14 protein-coding genes are annotated in these 14290 nt (G+C 70.8%); 7 read left to right on the plus strand and 7 right to left on the minus strand.

Annotation, left to right across the window (positions count from 1 at the left end; genetic code table 11):
- Both ispG and aspS read left to right on the plus strand, forming a co-directional pair.
- Positions 1–997, plus strand: a 997-nt coding sequence (ispG, locus tag GXY47_07780) for a (E)-4-hydroxy-3-methylbut-2-enyl-diphosphate synthase (protein ID NLV31042.1), incomplete at its 5' end; no start/stop codon positions are given.
- Positions 998–1063: 66 nt separating this feature from the next.
- Complete coding sequence (gene aspS / locus GXY47_07785; GenBank protein ID NLV31043.1) at positions 1064–2824, plus strand: aspartate--tRNA ligase; 1761 nt, start codon at positions 1064–1066, stop codon at positions 2822–2824.
- 3 nt (positions 2825–2827) lie between these two features.
- Here aspS and GXY47_07790 read toward each other — a convergent pair whose 3' ends face one another.
- From GXY47_07790 to GXY47_07815, 6 genes are read right to left on the minus strand one after another with little or no spacing between them, the layout of a single operon-like run.
- Positions 2828–3637 (minus strand): DUF4097 domain-containing protein, encoded by an 810-nt coding sequence (locus GXY47_07790; GenBank protein NLV31044.1) that lies wholly within the window; start codon positions 3635–3637, stop codon positions 2828–2830.
- 22 nt (positions 3638–3659) lie between these two features.
- The gene (locus tag GXY47_07795) at positions 3660–4511 is read right to left on the minus strand and encodes a cell wall-active antibiotics response protein (GenBank protein ID NLV31045.1); all 852 of its coding nucleotides are present in this window, start codon (positions 4509–4511) and stop codon (positions 3660–3662) included.
- On the minus strand, positions 4508–6358 hold the full coding sequence (locus GXY47_07800; protein ID NLV31046.1) for a hypothetical protein: 1851 nt from the start codon (positions 6356–6358) through the stop codon (positions 4508–4510). Before GXY47_07800 ends, GXY47_07795 begins: the two co-directional genes overlap by 4 nt.
- Before the next feature lies 1 nt (position 6359).
- Complete coding sequence (locus GXY47_07805) at positions 6360–6980, minus strand: hypothetical protein (GenBank protein ID NLV31047.1); 621 nt, start codon at positions 6978–6980, stop codon at positions 6360–6362.
- Positions 6981–7014: 34 nt separating this feature from the next.
- Positions 7015–7659, minus strand: coding sequence for a zf-HC2 domain-containing protein (locus GXY47_07810; protein NLV31048.1), 645 nt, complete (start codon positions 7657–7659; stop codon positions 7015–7017).
- 28 nt (positions 7660–7687) lie between these two features.
- The gene (locus tag GXY47_07815; GenBank protein NLV31049.1) at positions 7688–8296 is read right to left on the minus strand and encodes a sigma-70 family RNA polymerase sigma factor; all 609 of its coding nucleotides are present in this window, start codon (positions 8294–8296) and stop codon (positions 7688–7690) included.
- Positions 8297–8533: 237 nt separating this feature from the next.
- Between GXY47_07815 and nrdR the strand changes: the two genes are divergently transcribed.
- From nrdR to thiL, 4 genes are all read left to right on the plus strand, one after another.
- Positions 8534–8989 (plus strand): transcriptional repressor NrdR, encoded by a 456-nt coding sequence (gene nrdR, locus GXY47_07820; protein NLV31050.1) that lies wholly within the window; start codon positions 8534–8536, stop codon positions 8987–8989.
- Positions 8990–8995: 6 nt separating this feature from the next.
- On the plus strand, positions 8996–9433 hold the full coding sequence (locus GXY47_07825) for an Hsp20/alpha crystallin family protein (protein ID NLV31051.1): 438 nt from the start codon (positions 8996–8998) through the stop codon (positions 9431–9433).
- Between the two features lie 108 nt (positions 9434–9541).
- Positions 9542–11872: an endopeptidase La gene (gene lon, locus GXY47_07830; GenBank protein NLV31052.1), complete on the plus strand. Its 2331-nt coding sequence runs from the start codon at positions 9542–9544 to the stop codon at positions 11870–11872.
- A gap of 3 nt (positions 11873–11875) precedes the next feature.
- The gene (gene thiL / locus GXY47_07835; protein NLV31053.1) at positions 11876–12862 is read left to right on the plus strand and encodes a thiamine-phosphate kinase; all 987 of its coding nucleotides are present in this window, start codon (positions 11876–11878) and stop codon (positions 12860–12862) included.
- Between the two features lie 19 nt (positions 12863–12881).
- Here the strand turns inward: thiL and GXY47_07840 are convergent, their stop codons facing one another.
- Complete coding sequence (locus GXY47_07840; protein NLV31054.1) at positions 12882–13391, minus strand: hypothetical protein; 510 nt, start codon at positions 13389–13391, stop codon at positions 12882–12884.
- 111 nt (positions 13392–13502) lie between these two features.
- Between GXY47_07840 and mtgA the strand changes: the two genes are divergently transcribed.
- A partial coding sequence (gene mtgA / locus GXY47_07845; GenBank protein ID NLV31055.1) for a monofunctional biosynthetic peptidoglycan transglycosylase occupies positions 13503–14290 on the plus strand: 788 nt, incomplete at its 3' end.

Here is a 14290-nt window from a genome sequence, read left to right on the forward strand (position 1 = left end):
GACGGAGCGGTGCGGGCCGGTCCCCCTGATCGGCGATTTCCACTACAACGGCCACCTCCTGCTCGAGCAGCACCCGGAGTGCGCGCGCGCGCTGGCCAAGTACCGGATCAACCCCGGCAACGTGGGGGCCGGGAGCCGCCACGACGACCATTTCCGGCGCATCATCGACGTCGCCGTCCGCAACGGCAAGCCGGTGCGGATCGGGGTGAACTGGGGGTCGCTCGACCCGGCGCCGCTGGCGCGCCTGATGGACGACAACAACCGGAGCGCGGAGCCGCGGCCGGTCCGGGAGGTGATGATCGAGGCGATGATCCAAAGCGCCCTGGACTCGGCCCGGATGGCCGAGGAGTACGGCCTCGGGCACGACCGCATCATCGTGAGCGCCAAGATGTCGGGGGTCCCCGACCTCGTCGACGCCTGCCGCGCCCTGGCCGCCCGGTGCGACTACGCCCTGCACCTCGGGCTGACCGAGGCGGGGGTGGGGATGAAGGGGATCGTGGCCTCCGCCGCCGCGCTCGCGGTGCTCCTGGCCGAGGGGATCGGCGACACCATCCGGGTCTCGCTGACGCCCGCGCCCGGGGGGGACCGGTGCGAGGAGGTGCTGGTGGCCCAGCAGGTCCTGCAGTCGCTCGGGATCCGCCGCTTCGCGCCCCAGGTCTCGGCCTGCCCCGGCTGCGGCCGGACCTCCTCCGCCTTTTTCTCGGAGATGGCCGCCCGCGTCCAGGACCACATCCGGAGCCGGATGCCCCTGTGGCGGCGGCTCCACCCCGGGGTGGAGAACCTGACGGTGGCCGTCATGGGGTGCGTGGTCAACGGCCCCGGGGAATCGCGCCACGCCGACATCGGCGTTTCCCTCCCCGGCAGGGGCGAGGACCCGAAGGCGCCCGTCTACATCGACGGGGTCCACGCGGCCACCCTCGAGGGGGACGCCCTCGTCGGGGACTTCATCGCGATCCTGGAAAAATATGTCGCCCGGCGGTACTCGGCCGTTTCCTGACGCGCCCGGTATGATGTATTCTTCTCCTTTGCTCCGAAATCAACAAGGAAACGGAAGTAGCCGAATATGCTGAAGACGCGGAATTGTGGCGAGTTGCGAATGACGGACGCCGGTGCTACGGTGACCCTGGCCGGCTGGCTGGCCCGGCGCCGGGACCACGGGGGCCTGATCTTCATCGACCTGCGCGACCGGTCGGGGGTGGTGCAGGTGACGGCCGACCCGACCTTCGCCAACGCCTACGCGGCCGCCGAGAGGGCGCGCAGCGAGTACGTGCTCCAGGTCACGGGGAAGGTGCGGCCGCGGCCCGAGGGGATGGTCAACCCCAACCTCGAGAGCGGGGAGGTCGAAGTCCTGGCCGAGTCGATCGTCCTTCTCAACACCTCCCGGACCCCGCCGATCCCGCTCGACGACGACGGCTACAAGACGGACGAGATCACCCGGCTGAAATACCGCTACCTCGACCTGCGCCGGGAGCGGCTGCAGCGCAACCTGATCCTGCGCCACCGGACGATCAAGTTCATGCGCGATTACCTCGACCGGCGGGGGTTCCTGGAGATCGAGACCCCGATGCTGATCAAGTCGACGCCGGAGGGGGCGCGCGACTACGTCGTCCCCAGCCGGGTGCAGCACGGGAAGTTCTACGCCCTGCCGCAGAGCCCGCAGCAGTTGAAGCAGCTGCTGATGGTGGCGGGGTTCGAAAAATATTTCCAGATAGCCCGCTGCATGCGGGACGAGGACCTGCGCGGGGACCGTCAGCCGGAATTCACCCAGCTCGACCTGGAGATGTCGTTCGCCGGCCGCGACGACATCCTCGAGGTGGTCGAGGGCCTGGTCACGGAGCTGGTCCCGGCGGTGGTGCCGCACAAGCGGCTCTTCACCCCCTTCCCGGTCATGAGCTACGCCGAGGCGATGGCGCGCTACGGGACCGACAAGCCCGACCTCCGCTTCGGGATGGAGATCGTCGACGTCTCGGCGGCGGTGCAGGGTTCCGACCTCCGCTTCCTGGCCGACGCGCTCGCCTCCGGCGGCTCGGTCCAGTGCATCGTGGCCCCCGGCTGCGCCTCCTGGTCGCGCCGGGAGCTCGACAACCTGGTCGAACTGGCCCGCGCCGCGGGGGCGAAAAACCTCGGCACCCTGGGGTGGACGGCCGGGGGGCTCAAGGGGAGCCTCGCCCGGCAGCTCCGGCCCGAAGAGGCGGCGGAGATCGCGCGCCTCTGCGGCGCCGGGGAAGGGGACCTCGCCTGCGTCGTGGCGGACAGGGCCGCGGCCGGGTGCAAGGCGCTGGGCGCCCTGCGGCTCGAGCTGCGCGACCGGCTCCGCCTGGCTCCCCCCGACCTGCTCGCCTTCGGCTGGGTGGTCGACTTTCCCATGTTCGAGTGGGACGAGGGGGAGGGGCGCTGGAACTTCATGCACCACCCCTTCACCAGCCCCAAGGAGGAGCACCTGGACATGCTCGAGAGCGATCCGGGGAAGGTGATGAGCGAGGCCTACGACCTGGTCTGCAACGGGTACGAACTGTCGAGCGGCAGCATCCGTATCCACCGCCGGGAGGTGCAGGCGCGCATCTTCAAGTGCCTGGGGTACGGGGAGGAGGAGGTCCGGGAGCGGTTCGGCCACATGCTCGACGCCTTCGAGTACGGCGCGCCGCCGCACGGGGGGATGGCGCCGGGGGTGGACCGGCTGGTGATGCTCCTGGCCGACGAGCCGAACATCCGCGAGGTGATCGCCTTCCCCAAGACCGCCAGCGCCGCCGACGTCATGTTCGACGCCCCCTCGGAACTGGAGCCGCGCCACCTGCGCGAGCTCCATATCCGGACCGGGGAATAGGCCCTACGGCAGGGCGCGCTCGAGGCGCACGTCGCCCGACTGGGTGGTGAGCTTCACCGGGGCGCCCCCGTCCCCGACCGAGGCGCGCAGGAGCCGGGTCGAATCCTTGATGACGATCTCCGGGGGGAGGAGCTCCCCGTCCACCTCCTGCGGGGGATAGTCGACCTCGATCGCGCCGTCGCGGGTCTCGAGCTGGAGCGCGGCCGAGTACTCCTCCGGCAGCCGCAGCTCGATCGACCCCTCCCGGGTCATGGCGGCGAATTCCTGCCCGCGCCACCTCCGGTCGGACATCTCCACGTCGATGTCCCCCTTGAGGGTGCTGGCCGAGAAATAGCCCGACACCGACCGGACCTCCACGCTCCCCTCCCCCAGGGTGGCCTCGATCCAGCCGTTGACCCCCTCGAGCGCCAGGTCCCCCTGCTGCATCCGGATCAGGAGGTCGGTCCGGTCGGCGGGGACGTACAGGGTGAGGTTGACCTCGAGGATGGCCGGGGGTTCGGGCGCGCCCGTGACCCCGATGGTGACGCTGGTGTCGTTGTGGCGGATCCGGATGGGGGGATGGGAGAGGAACTCCCGGGCCTGGTCCGCGGAGGAATAGAAAACGATCTTTTCGGCCTCCATCCGGACGGTCCCCCGCTTCCAGCCCACGACCCGGAGGGTCCCCGGGACGTCGAGGTCGATTCCCACCTTCCCGCCGGGGTAAAACTTGAATTCCTTCTCCTGCCGCTCCACGTAAGGGGCGGGGCTCGGCGCTTCCCGGGCGTACAGAGACGGAAGGAATCCTACCAGCATCAGCAGCAGTCCGTAACGCATCAGGCAACACTCCAGGGAACCGTTAGATCCAGCCGACTTTGAGTCCTCCGACCCCGGTGGCGGCCTTGACGTCGACCTTGACGGCGGCCCGGTCGTAGTTATCGCTGTACCAGGCGCCGTCCCGGAGGGTGAAGCCCTCGAGCTGGACCCCGCTCAGGAAATTTTTGGCCGCGTCCACCCTCACCCCCGTTTCCCGGGGGAAGCGCAGGTCGACGCCTCCCACCCCCACCTCAATATGAATATCGGCATCCTGGCGCCATTCCCCAGAAAAATCGAGGGTGGCCCCCCCCACCCCCCCCTCGAACCGGAGCACGCCGAAATTGAGGTTCGCCAGCCCGACCGCCTCGAGGCTCCCCACCCCGCTGCGGAAGCGGACCTCGTCGCACCGGATCGGGTTCGGCTCGTAGGCCGAGATCTTCACCGCCCCCACCCCCGATTCCATGTCGAGGCTTTCGAGGCGGATGCCGGAGAGGGAGAGGCGCGTTTCCCCCACCCCCGAGGCCAGGCGCAGGTCGAGGGGGACCGAGTCGGCGAAACCGAGCCGCAGGCGGTTAGGGTGCTCCCGCCGGAGGCCCCCCTCGCGCCGGTTCTCGAGCCGGCAGGAGAGGCGTCCCTTGGCCCCGGGGGCGTACTCCACCCGGGGTTCGTACCGGCTGCGGTCGTATTCCAGGTCGAGGGAGTAGAGGGCTTCCGCCTCCCGGGTGATCTCGACCGTCCCCAGGTCGAAGCGGATGTCCGCCTCCAGCCCGGTCTCGTCCCCGATGGGGCGCTCCTGGCTGAGGTTGGCGATGTCGGCGGGGACGGGGGTTCCCCCGGGACCGCACCCGGCGAGGAGGAGAACCCAGGCCCCGGCTATCCACGATGCTCTTTTCATAACACGTTCCCCCCGCGGGACCGCGCGTCCCCCGCGGCCCCGTCGATGACGATGTCTCCGTTCCGGGTCTCGAGCGCCACGGCGGGACCTCCGCCCTGGACCTCGGCCTCGAGCCGCATCCCTCCCCCTTCCGCGACCGGGGCGGGGAGTCCCGGGTAGAGCGCGCGCACGCTCCCGTTGCGGGCGCGCGCGGCCAGCGAGAAGCGGGCCCCGGCGGGGAGGGTGAGCGTGACGGCCCCCCCCTGGTTCTTGATGTCCAGCGCCCCGAGCGGGGCCCTGGCGGTGAGACGGACGGCGCCGTGGCTGTTGACGAGGGAGGCCGCCCCCGCGAGGTCGCGGACGACGAGGTCCCCGAGGCTCGTCTCGACGTCGGCGTTCCCCCGGATCCCGTCAAGGCGCAGGCTGCTCGAGCGCCCCCTCATCCGGAAATTCCCTTCGATCCCCCCGGCGCGGATCCGGTCGGAGCGCGAGGCGAGCTCGACCCCCCCGCGGATCTCCTCGAGGGTGAGGGTGCCGTAGCGGCTCTCGACGGAGAGCCCGGCGTCGATCCCGGAGAGGTCGGCCTTGGCGTGACTGGCCGCGAGGCGCAGCCCCCCCCGCAGCCCGCGCGCCGTCACCGGGGCGCCGCGCGTTTCGATGACGGCGGGGCCGGAGACGTTCTCCACCCGGATGCTCCCGTCGACGCCGGAGAGGGTGAGCGCCCCCTCGATGTTGAGAATCTCCACCGGGGAGTACTCGTCCTTCACGGTCAGGTTCCCCCGGATGTTTTCGGCGTAGACCTTCCCCCGGCTGTCGAGCCGCACGTCCCCCTCGAGGTTGGTGAGGCGGGTCTCGGCGTAGCGGGCGGAGAGGGTGAAGGGCCCCGTCGAGTCGGCCACCTCGATCCGGCGGTGGGTCGTGGCGAGGTCGAGCCCCCCGTGGAGGTCCGAGACGCGGATCTCCCCGAAGGCGTTGCGGACCTCGACCCGCGTCTTCCCGGGGACCCGCACCTCCAGGTTGGTGTTGAAGCGCAGCTTCCGGTCGGCGAGGAGGTCTCGGTTGGTCCGGATCACGAAGGCGTCCCCGCCGGCGTCCTCCGGGGTCTCGAGCCGGATCTCCCCGGCGATCTTCGCGGCCTCCCCCTCCGGCGCGAAGATCACCTTGCCGAGCCGGACGGAGATTTCGCCTTCGGGACCGGGGAGGACCGAGACCGACCCGTAGGAATTCTCGATCCGGACGGGGCGGAGGCGCTCCTGCGGGTAGGACCGCTCCTCGCTGTAGGCGTGGGAGGTGCCGAGCCACTCCCCCGGCCGCACCCGCGCCTCCCCGATCTCGATCCGGGCGTCCCGCACGATCTCCCGGATCGGGCTCTTCTCGAGCCGGGAGACGGCCGAGCCGGCGAGCACCAGGGCCAGGATGCCCACGAGCTCCCCGGCGCGGACGGCCACCCCCTCCCGGTGCAGGGCGTAATCCACGAGCTTCCCGATCCCCAGCAGGATCAGGAGCAGGGGCCACCAGCGGGAGGCCAGCCGCCAGACGTCGGGCCCCGCCCCTAGATTGTGGGCGAAAAAGAGGAGGCCGAGGCCGGTCCAGAGGAGGGCGCCGAGGAGGGAAGGGGGGCGCGGGGATTTCGCCCGCACGGCCGGCGCGCCGGCGGCCTCCGTCCCGGGAGCCACCGGCTCCGGCCGCCAGGCGAAGTGGGCCCAGAGGCGCCAGAGCCCGAAGCCGACGAGCAGCAGCGGCCAGTAGCGGGCCAGGAGGCGCCAGACCGAAAAGGGCGCGTAGAGATTGTGGACCAGGAAGAGGGCGCCGAAGAGGATCAGGGCCACCCCGGCGGCGAGCCCCCCCCGCATCATGCGGCTGGACATGTCACTCCTCCTTCCCGTCGCCCGCCCATGGCAGGGACCGGCGCCCGGAACCCTTCCTCTCCCCGAGCGCACGATAGACGAGGTACCCGCCCAGCCCTATGAAGACCAGCGGCCAGAGGCGGTTCAGAAAGTGGAAGGGGATGAGGTTCTGGAGCAGGAACAGCAGCCCCAGCACCACGAGCACCACCCCCCAGGCAAGGACGGCCCGCTCCTCCCCGTCCGCCCGCGGGGGCTCCGCCCCCCGGAGGGCGCGCGTCTCGGCCGTGCGGTAGGAGTCGAAGATGGTGAAGACCAGAAACACCACCGCCCCGAAGCCGAACACCCCGTGCACCCTCCCCCCCAGCATGACCAGGGCGGCGAACACGGCGAACCAGGTGGCGGCCTTCAGGTATTCGCTGTTGTAGATCGCCCCCATCCCCGGGATGAGGGAGAACCAGGCCGCGCGCCGGGGCGCGTCCCCGCCCGGCCGGCCGCGGGCGGCCATCCAGTCGGCCGCCCCCGCGAGGCACTCCTGGCAGTACGGCTTGAGTTTGACCCGCTGGACGCACTCGGCGCACAGCGGCTTGCCGCAGGCGCTGCAGCATTCGGTATGTTCCCTGTCTGCGTGATAGGAGCATTTCATAAGCCATTCCTCCCGTTCCAAAACCCCGACTGATCTATGCGAGCGGCCTCACCCGCCGCCCCTCCCCGTTCTCCCCGGCCGGTTCCCCCGCCGGCTCCCGCCGGGCCGGTTCCCCGCTTCTCTGCTCCCCGCTGCTCTGCGCGGGCGCGTCCAGCCGTTCCTTCAAAAAGCGGATCCGGTTGAAGGCGTTGTCGCGGAAGAAGCGGAACTCCGCCAGCCAGGCCCCGGCCCGGTCGTTGACCCGGAGGCTCCGGCTGTACACGCTCTGCACCCCGCGGTCGAAGACCCCCAGCACCCCCAGCGCCGACACCGACGACCAGGAGCCGGCCAGGCGCGGCATCCATAATTGCAGGGCCAGGGCCAGACAGAGCAGGGCCAGGCCCGAACCCACGGCCAACCGGGGCGTCAGCAGCGGGCGCCACAGCGTCCGGACCCACTCGGAGAAGGAGCGCGAGCGCGGGCGGCCCGAGGTGGCGAGGAGGATGCGGTCGAGCAGGGCGGGGTCCGGTTCCAGGACCGGGAACCGGCCGCAGGCGTCGATGACGGCGCGCATCCGCCCCGGCAGCGCAGCGCAGGCGCCGCACCCGGCGAGGTGCTCCTCGAGGAGCCGCGCCTCCCCGGGCGGGAGGGCGGACTCCAGGTATGCGCTCATCATCTCTTCCGCGTGGATGCAGTCCATGACTCGCCTCCGGTCCGCGCGGCGGACCCTATCCCTCCCGAACCCGGCCCCCGCCCGCGGCGCGCCGCTTCCCGAGCAGGCGCGCCAGTTCGATCCGGCCGCGGTTGATGCGGCTCTTGACCGTCCCCTCGGGGACGCTGAGGAGTCCGGCGATCTCCCGGTATTCCATCCCCTCGAGGTCCCGCAGGATGACGGCCTCCCTCAGTTCGGGGGAGAGCGCCTCGAGCCCGGACCGGACGAAACGCGCGGTCTCGGCCTGTTCGGCCGCCTGCTGGGGGGACGGGGTCCGGGTGTCGCCCAGGTTCATGGTTTCCAGCTCCTCGCTCCCCCCCGCCCCCGCGAAGCGGCGGTTGCGCCGGTAGTGATCGATGATGAGGTTCCGGCCGACCCGCAGGACCCAGTTCTGGAAGCTCCCCGCGTCGGGCCGGTAGCTCCCCAGGTTCTGGTAGACCCGCACCATGATCTCCTGCGTCAGGTCCTCCGCCTCCTCGCGGCGGCCGAGGTAACGGTAGCCCAGGTTGTACAGCCGCCGGCCGTAGGCCCTGACCACCGCCTCCCAGGCGGCGTCATCCCCCTCGAGACAACGCTCCACAAGTCTGTGATCGCCTGAGAGCAACGGGAACTCCTTGTCGGCCATCCTCGTTCAAACCATGCAAACGAAACGGCGCGCGTCCGGGTTCAATAAAAAAGGGGCGCGCCGGACGCCCGGGCGGGGGCGCGGCCCGGAGCGGCGCTCCCGCTTTATGCTTGACGTTTGTCCGAAATTTCTATTAATTCTCTTGAGATCAACGCTTAGGGGAGATTGTGCCATCCGGGCGCCGCGAATGCGAGATCATTTTACCGTCGTCAACGGACAGACCGTGAGGCCCGCACCATGAAATGCCCTTACTGCGGCTTCCTGAAAGACCGGGTCGTCGACTCGCGCGAGAGCCGCGACGGGGATTCCATCCGGCGCCGGCGCCAGTGCCTGAACTGCGGCCGGCGCTTCACCAGCTACGAGCGGAGCGACGAGATCCCCTACATGGTGGTCAAGAAGGACGGCGGCCGGGAACGGTTCGACCGGAACAAGATCCTGAACGGGCTGCTGAAGGCGTGCGAGAAGCGGCCCGTCACCCTCACCCAGGTGGAAAAGATCGTCGACACGGTGGAGCAGGCGGTCCAGGAGAACCCGGAGCGGGAGATGGAATCGGTCCACATCGGCCGGCTCCTCCTGTCGGAGCTGCGCCGGATCGACAAGGTCGCCTACCTCCGCTTCGCCTCCGTCTACCTGGAGTTCGAGGACGTCAGCGAGTTCATGACCACGATCAACGAACTGATCGAGAAGAAGTAGGGGACCATGCGAAACCTGCGCCGCGCGGCCCAGGAAATGGCGGAGATGCGATCGGCCGACCTGATCCGGCAGCACCACGACGTCTGGGACGAGCTTGCCAGCGGCGTCTGGGTCCCCTACGCCGACATCTGCCAGACGGAGAGCCGGGTCACGGTGCGGGTCGAACTCCCGGGGGTGGCCCCCTCCGATGTCCGGATCGAGTTCACGGCGGGCGTGCTCCGCGTCGGGGGGATCAAGAGGGAGCGGCGGCGGCGCCGGATCGAGCGCTACCTCTGCCTCGAGCGCCGGTACGGCCGCTTCCAGCGGAGCCTCCGCATCGACGGGAGCGTGAATCCGCGCAAGGCGCGTGCCTGGCTCGACCGGGGCATTCTCACCGTCGAGCTGCCCCGGCTGCGCCAGCGGGCGGGCGCCGTCGTCATCCCCTTGGGGGCCGGGCCGGACTGACAGCCGCGCCGGGAGAGCCGGGCGGGTGGACGAGGGAACATGCCGAAGGAGGGGGCGCCGATGGGGATGCCGGACGCGAACGAGGGCGGGTTTTTCAGCCTGGAAGGGATGAAGCAGGAGGACCAGGCCGAAATCCCCGAGGTCCTGCCGGTGCTCCCCGTGCAGGACGCGGTGGTCTTCCCCTACACGATCGTCCCGCTCCTGGTTTCCAACGACAAGAGCATCGACGCGATCGACCGGGCCCTGACCCGCAGGCGGATGCTCCTGATGGTGACGCAGCACGACGGGAGCGCGGACGACCCCGCCGCCCGCGACCTCTACGAGGTCGGGACCGTGGGGGTGGTGATCCGGATGCTGAAGCTGCCGGACAAAAAAGTCCGCATCCTGGTCCAGGGGATCGCCCGCGCCCGGGTGAGCGACTGGCGGGAGGAGCGGCCCCACCTGGAGGCCCGGGTCCAGGTCCTCGAGGAGTACGTGCGCGCTCTCACCGGGGTGCCGCTCGAGGCGCTGAGGCGCCAGGTGGCCGCCTCGCTCGAAAAGGTCGCCGCGCTGGGGAAGAACATCTCCCAGGAAGTCCTCGTCATCGCCTCGAACCTCGAGGACCCGGGGCGGCTGGCGGACCTGGTCGCCGGCAACCTCTCCCTGAAGCCGGAAGAGGCCCAGGAAATCCTCGCGATCCTCGACGCCTCGCGGCGCCTGCAGCGGGTGCACGAGATGCTCACCCGGGAGGAGGAACTCCTGACGGTGCAGCAGGAGATCGACAGCCAGGCGCGGGACGAGATCGACAAGGGGCAGCGCGAGTTCTACCTGCGCCACCAGCTCAAGGCGATCCAGAGCGAACTCGGGGAGGGGAACGAGCTGGTCGAGGAGGTGCGCGCCTACCGGGCGCGCGCGGAGGAGGCGCGCCTCCCGCCCGAGGCGCGGGAGGAGTTCGAACGGCAGGTGCGGCGCCTCGAGCGGATGATGCCGGAGATGGCGGAGGCGGCCACGGTCCGGACCTACCTCGACTGGATGGTGGGCCTCCCCTGGGCGGCCGAGACCAGGGACAACCTCAACCTCCGCGAGGCGCGCAGGATCCTCGACGAGGACCACTACGGGCTCGACCGGGTCAAGGACCGCATCCTCGAGCACCTCGCGGTGCGCAAGCTGAAACAGGACAGCCGGGGCCCCATCCTCTGCTTCGTCGGCCCCCCGGGCACCGGGAAGACGTCGCTCGGCCGCTCGATCGCGCGCGCCCTGGGCCGTTCCTTCTTCCGGATGAGCCTGGGGGGGGTGCGGGACGAGGCGGAGATCCGCGGGCACCGGCGCACCTACATCGGGTCGATGCCGGGGCGCATCATCCAGGGGATCCACACCAGCCGGGCGCGCAACCCGGTCTTCATGATGGACGAGGTCGACAAGCTGGGGATCGATTTCCGCGGCGACCCCTCCTCGGCCCTGCTCGAGGTGCTCGACCCGGAGCAGAACAGCACCTTCCGCGACAACTACCTGGGGGTCCCCTTCGACCTCTCGGGCGTCCTTTTCATCACCACCGCCAACATGGTCGACACCGTCCAGCCCGCCTTCCGGGACCGGATGGAGGTCATCACCCTGCCGGGCTACATGGAAGACGAGAAGATGGAAATCGCCCGGCGCCACCTCGTCCCGCGCCAGATCCGGGAGAACGGGCTCCCCCGCGGCGCCCTCGCCATCCCCGACCCGGCGCTCCGGGAGATCATCCGGGGGTACACGCGCGAGGCGGGGCTGCGCAACCTCGAGCGCGAGATCGCCTCCCTCTGCCGCAAGACGGCGGTGCGGATCGCCACCGGGCGCCGCCAGGGGGTGACCCTGACGCCGGCCTCGGTCCGCCGCTGGCTGGGGCCGGCGAAATACGGCGCGGAGGAGCGGCTCGAGCGCGACAGCGTCGGGATCGCCACCGGGCTCGGCTGGACCCCGGCCGGCGGGGCGGTGCTCTACGTGGAAGCCCAGGCCATGAAGGGGAAGGGGGGGCTCCTGCTCACCGGCCAGATGGGGGGGGTGATGCAGGAATCGGCGCACGCGGCCCTCAGCTACGCGCGCGCCCACGCCGCGGAGTACGGGATCGAGGACCGCTTCTTCGCCACCCACGACATCCACATCCACATCCCGGAAGGGGCGATCCCCAAGGACGGGCCTTCGGCCGGGGTGACGCTGGCGGCCGCGCTGGTCTCCGTCTGCACCGGGCGCCCGGTGCGCAGGAGCGTGGCGATGACGGGGGAGATCACCCTGCGCGGCGACGTCCTCCCCGTCGGCGGGGTCCGGGAAAAGATCCTGGCGGCGCACCTGGCCCATGTCGCGACCGTCCTCGTCCCCCGGTCGAACCTGAAGGACCTCCACGAGGTCCCGAAGCGGCTGCGGGACGGGATCGACATCGTCCCCGTCCGCCGGGTGAAGGACGTGCTCGCGCGCGCCCTGGTTTAGGTTATGACGCGGCCGACCGACGAAGACCGGATCACCGGCTGGCTCCGCTCCCGCACCCCGGGGGGTTCGCGGGTGCTGGTGGGGATCGGGGACGACGCCGCCGTGGTGCGCTCCTCGAGCGGGCACACCCTGCTCACCACCGACATGCTGGTGGAGGGGGTCGACTTCCGGCGCGACTGGACCACCCCGCGCGCGCTCGGGCGAAAAAGCGTCGCCGTCAACGTGAGCGACCTGGCCGCCATGGGCGCCCGCCCCCTCTTCTTCACCGTCGCGCTCGGGCTGCCGGCGGGCCTCCCCCCCCGCTGGGTGCGGGAGCTGCACCGCGGCCTCACCGATGCGCGGAGCGCCCGGGGCGCGGTGCTGGTCGGCGGGGACCTCTCCCGCTCCGAGGCGGGGGTGGTGATCTCCATCACCGCGGTCGGGGAACCGGCCGGGCGCAGGGTCCTCTGCCGCTCCGGGGGGAGAACGGGGGACCTCCTCTACGTCACCGGGGTCCTGGGCCGCTCCGCGGCGGGGCTCGCCCTCCTGCGGGCGGGGCGGCTCCGGGGGCGGAGTGCGGCCGAGCGGGAGGCGCTTCGGGCCCACCGCCTCCCCGAGGCGCGGTGCGAAGAGGGGGCGTACCTCGCCGCGGGCGGGTTCGCCCGCGCGGCGATGGACCTGAGCGACGGCCTCTCGACCGACCTGCCGCGCCTGTGCGCCGCCAGCGGGGTCGACGCCGAAATCGACCCCGACCTCCTCCCCCTCTTTCCCGCCGCGCGCCGCTGGGGGTGCGACCCCCTCGCGCTCGCCCTCGACGGCGGGGAGGACTTCGAACTCCTCTTCGCCGTGCCGAAGGCCAAGGCCGCGCGGCTCGAAAGGCTCTGGCCCGCCCCCTTCGCCCCGATCACCCGCATCGGCCGCCTCGTCCCGGGCCGCGGCAAGGTCTGGCTCGCCGGGGCCGGGAGCCGCCGCCCCCTCCCCAAGGGGGGGTTTGATCATTTTCGCGGGTGATCTCTTTTGACCTTGCCCCCTACTGCACCGTCCGCGCCTTCGCCATCGCGATCATCCGCAGGCGCTGCTCGGTGCGCCGGGGCTTGCGGGACATGTCGATGATGGTCACCAGCTCCGGCCTCTTCTTCTTCACGTAGCAGCCGTCCCAGAGGGTATCCTCGAAAAGCGTCCGGTAGAGCTGCCGCCCCGACAGGTGCTCGAACCCCGCGAGCATGACCTGCAGGCCCAGAAGCGCCTGCAGGATCTCGAACACCTTCTTCCGGCTCTGCTTCTCGTTGAGCGTCTCCGGGCGGGGGAGCTTGAGCCCGTGCATCTCGAGCCCCTCGAAGAGGCTGAGCCCCACCCCCACGTTCTCGAACGCCAGCACGTCCTCCAGGTGCGCCTCCCACAGGTCCTCGGGGCAGTCATGCGCCGTCCAGCAATCGGCGTCCCCCCCGCACAGCCGCCGGAGCGCCTCCTCGAGCGCCCGGACCCGCTCCGGGTCCGCCGTCCGCCCTTCCACCCGCCCCTCCCCCACCGGTTGTTTCATCAGAGCCCCCTTTCCCGTACCCTCTCTAATGAACCCGCCCCGGAACGAGCCAACTTTTTTTTGGCCGCCCCCGCCGCACGCCGGCCGGAAAAGGCGCATAATCCACAAGATATGAAGAAAGAAAACCGGCGCCGGAACGCCCTCCTCCTCGTCCCCCTCCTCGCGGCCGCCTGGCTCGGCTGGGAGTGGCTCGCCTTCCCCGACACGGCCTCACTCGCCCGCACCAACCCCGCCTCGACCGCCTGGATGGAGCTGCGCGAGCGGGAAGCGAGGAAAGCAAAGCGCCCGGTGCGCCGCCGGCAGGAGTGGCGCCCGCTCGGTTCCATCTCCCCCCACCTCAAAAACGCCGTCCTGGTCACCGAAGACGCGGCCTTCTTCCAGCACGAGGGGATCGACTACGCCGAGGTCCGGGAGGCGATGAAGATCAACCTTGAAAAGGGCGAAATCGTGCGCGGGGCGAGCACCATCACCCAGCAGCTGGCGAAAAACCTCTACCTCTCCCCCGCGCGCACCCCGCGGCGCAAGGTGCGGGAGCTGCTCATCACCCGCTCGCTCGAAAAGAACCTGACCAAGCGCCGCATCTTCGAGCTCTACCTCAACGTGATCGAGTGGGGGGACGGGATCTACGGCGCGGAGGCGGCCGCGCGCGCGTACTTCGGCAAGTCGGCCGCCCGCCTCGGCCGGGACGAGGCGGCGGCGCTCGCGGCGGTGATCATCAACCCGCGCCGCTACAGCCCCGTGAGTCCCAACCGGCGCATCCGGAGCCGCATCCGCACCATCCGCGCCCGCATGGAGCGCGCGCGCTACTACCCGGTCACCCCCGACCCCGAACCCGCCTCCGAAACCATCCCCGACCCCGGCGCGACCCCCGAACCGCCGTCGGAGCCGCTCGAACCGAC

The sequence above is a fragment of the Acidobacteriota bacterium genome (assembly GCA_012729555.1).
Classification (GTDB): Bacteria; Acidobacteriota; UBA6911; order UBA6911; family UBA6911; genus UBA6911.

What these genes read in the sequence shown, in the direction of transcription:
- nrdR (NLV31050.1), top strand. Translation starts at nt 8,534, where the DNA reads ATGAAATGCCCTTACTGCGGCTTCCTGAAAGACCGGGTCGTCGACTCG.
- lon (NLV31052.1), top strand. Translation starts at nt 9,542, where the DNA reads ATGAAGCAGGAGGACCAGGCCGAAATCCCCGAGGTCCTGCCGGTGCTC.
- aspS (NLV31043.1), top strand. Translation starts at nt 1,064, where the DNA reads ATGCTGAAGACGCGGAATTGTGGCGAGTTGCGAATGACGGACGCCGGT.
- GXY47_07825 (NLV31051.1), top strand. Translation starts at nt 8,996, where the DNA reads ATGCGAAACCTGCGCCGCGCGGCCCAGGAAATGGCGGAGATGCGATCG.
- GXY47_07840 (NLV31054.1), bottom strand. Translation starts at nt 13,391, where the DNA reads ATGAAACAACCGGTGGGGGAGGGGCGGGTGGAAGGGCGGACGGCGGAC.
- GXY47_07795 (NLV31045.1), bottom strand. Translation starts at nt 4,511, where the DNA reads ATGAAAAGAGCATCGTGGATAGCCGGGGCCTGGGTTCTCCTCCTCGCC.
- GXY47_07810 (NLV31048.1), bottom strand. Translation starts at nt 7,659, where the DNA reads ATGGACTGCATCCACGCGGAAGAGATGATGAGCGCATACCTGGAGTCC.
- GXY47_07805 (NLV31047.1), bottom strand. Translation starts at nt 6,980, where the DNA reads ATGAAATGCTCCTATCACGCAGACAGGGAACATACCGAATGCTGCAGC.
- GXY47_07800 (NLV31046.1), bottom strand. Translation starts at nt 6,358, where the DNA reads ATGTCCAGCCGCATGATGCGGGGGGGGCTCGCCGCCGGGGTGGCCCTG.
- thiL (NLV31053.1), top strand. Translation starts at nt 11,876, where the DNA reads ATGACGCGGCCGACCGACGAAGACCGGATCACCGGCTGGCTCCGCTCC.
- GXY47_07790 (NLV31044.1), bottom strand. Translation starts at nt 3,637, where the DNA reads ATGCGTTACGGACTGCTGCTGATGCTGGTAGGATTCCTTCCGTCTCTG.
- GXY47_07815 (NLV31049.1), bottom strand. Translation starts at nt 8,296, where the DNA reads ATGGCCGACAAGGAGTTCCCGTTGCTCTCAGGCGATCACAGACTTGTG.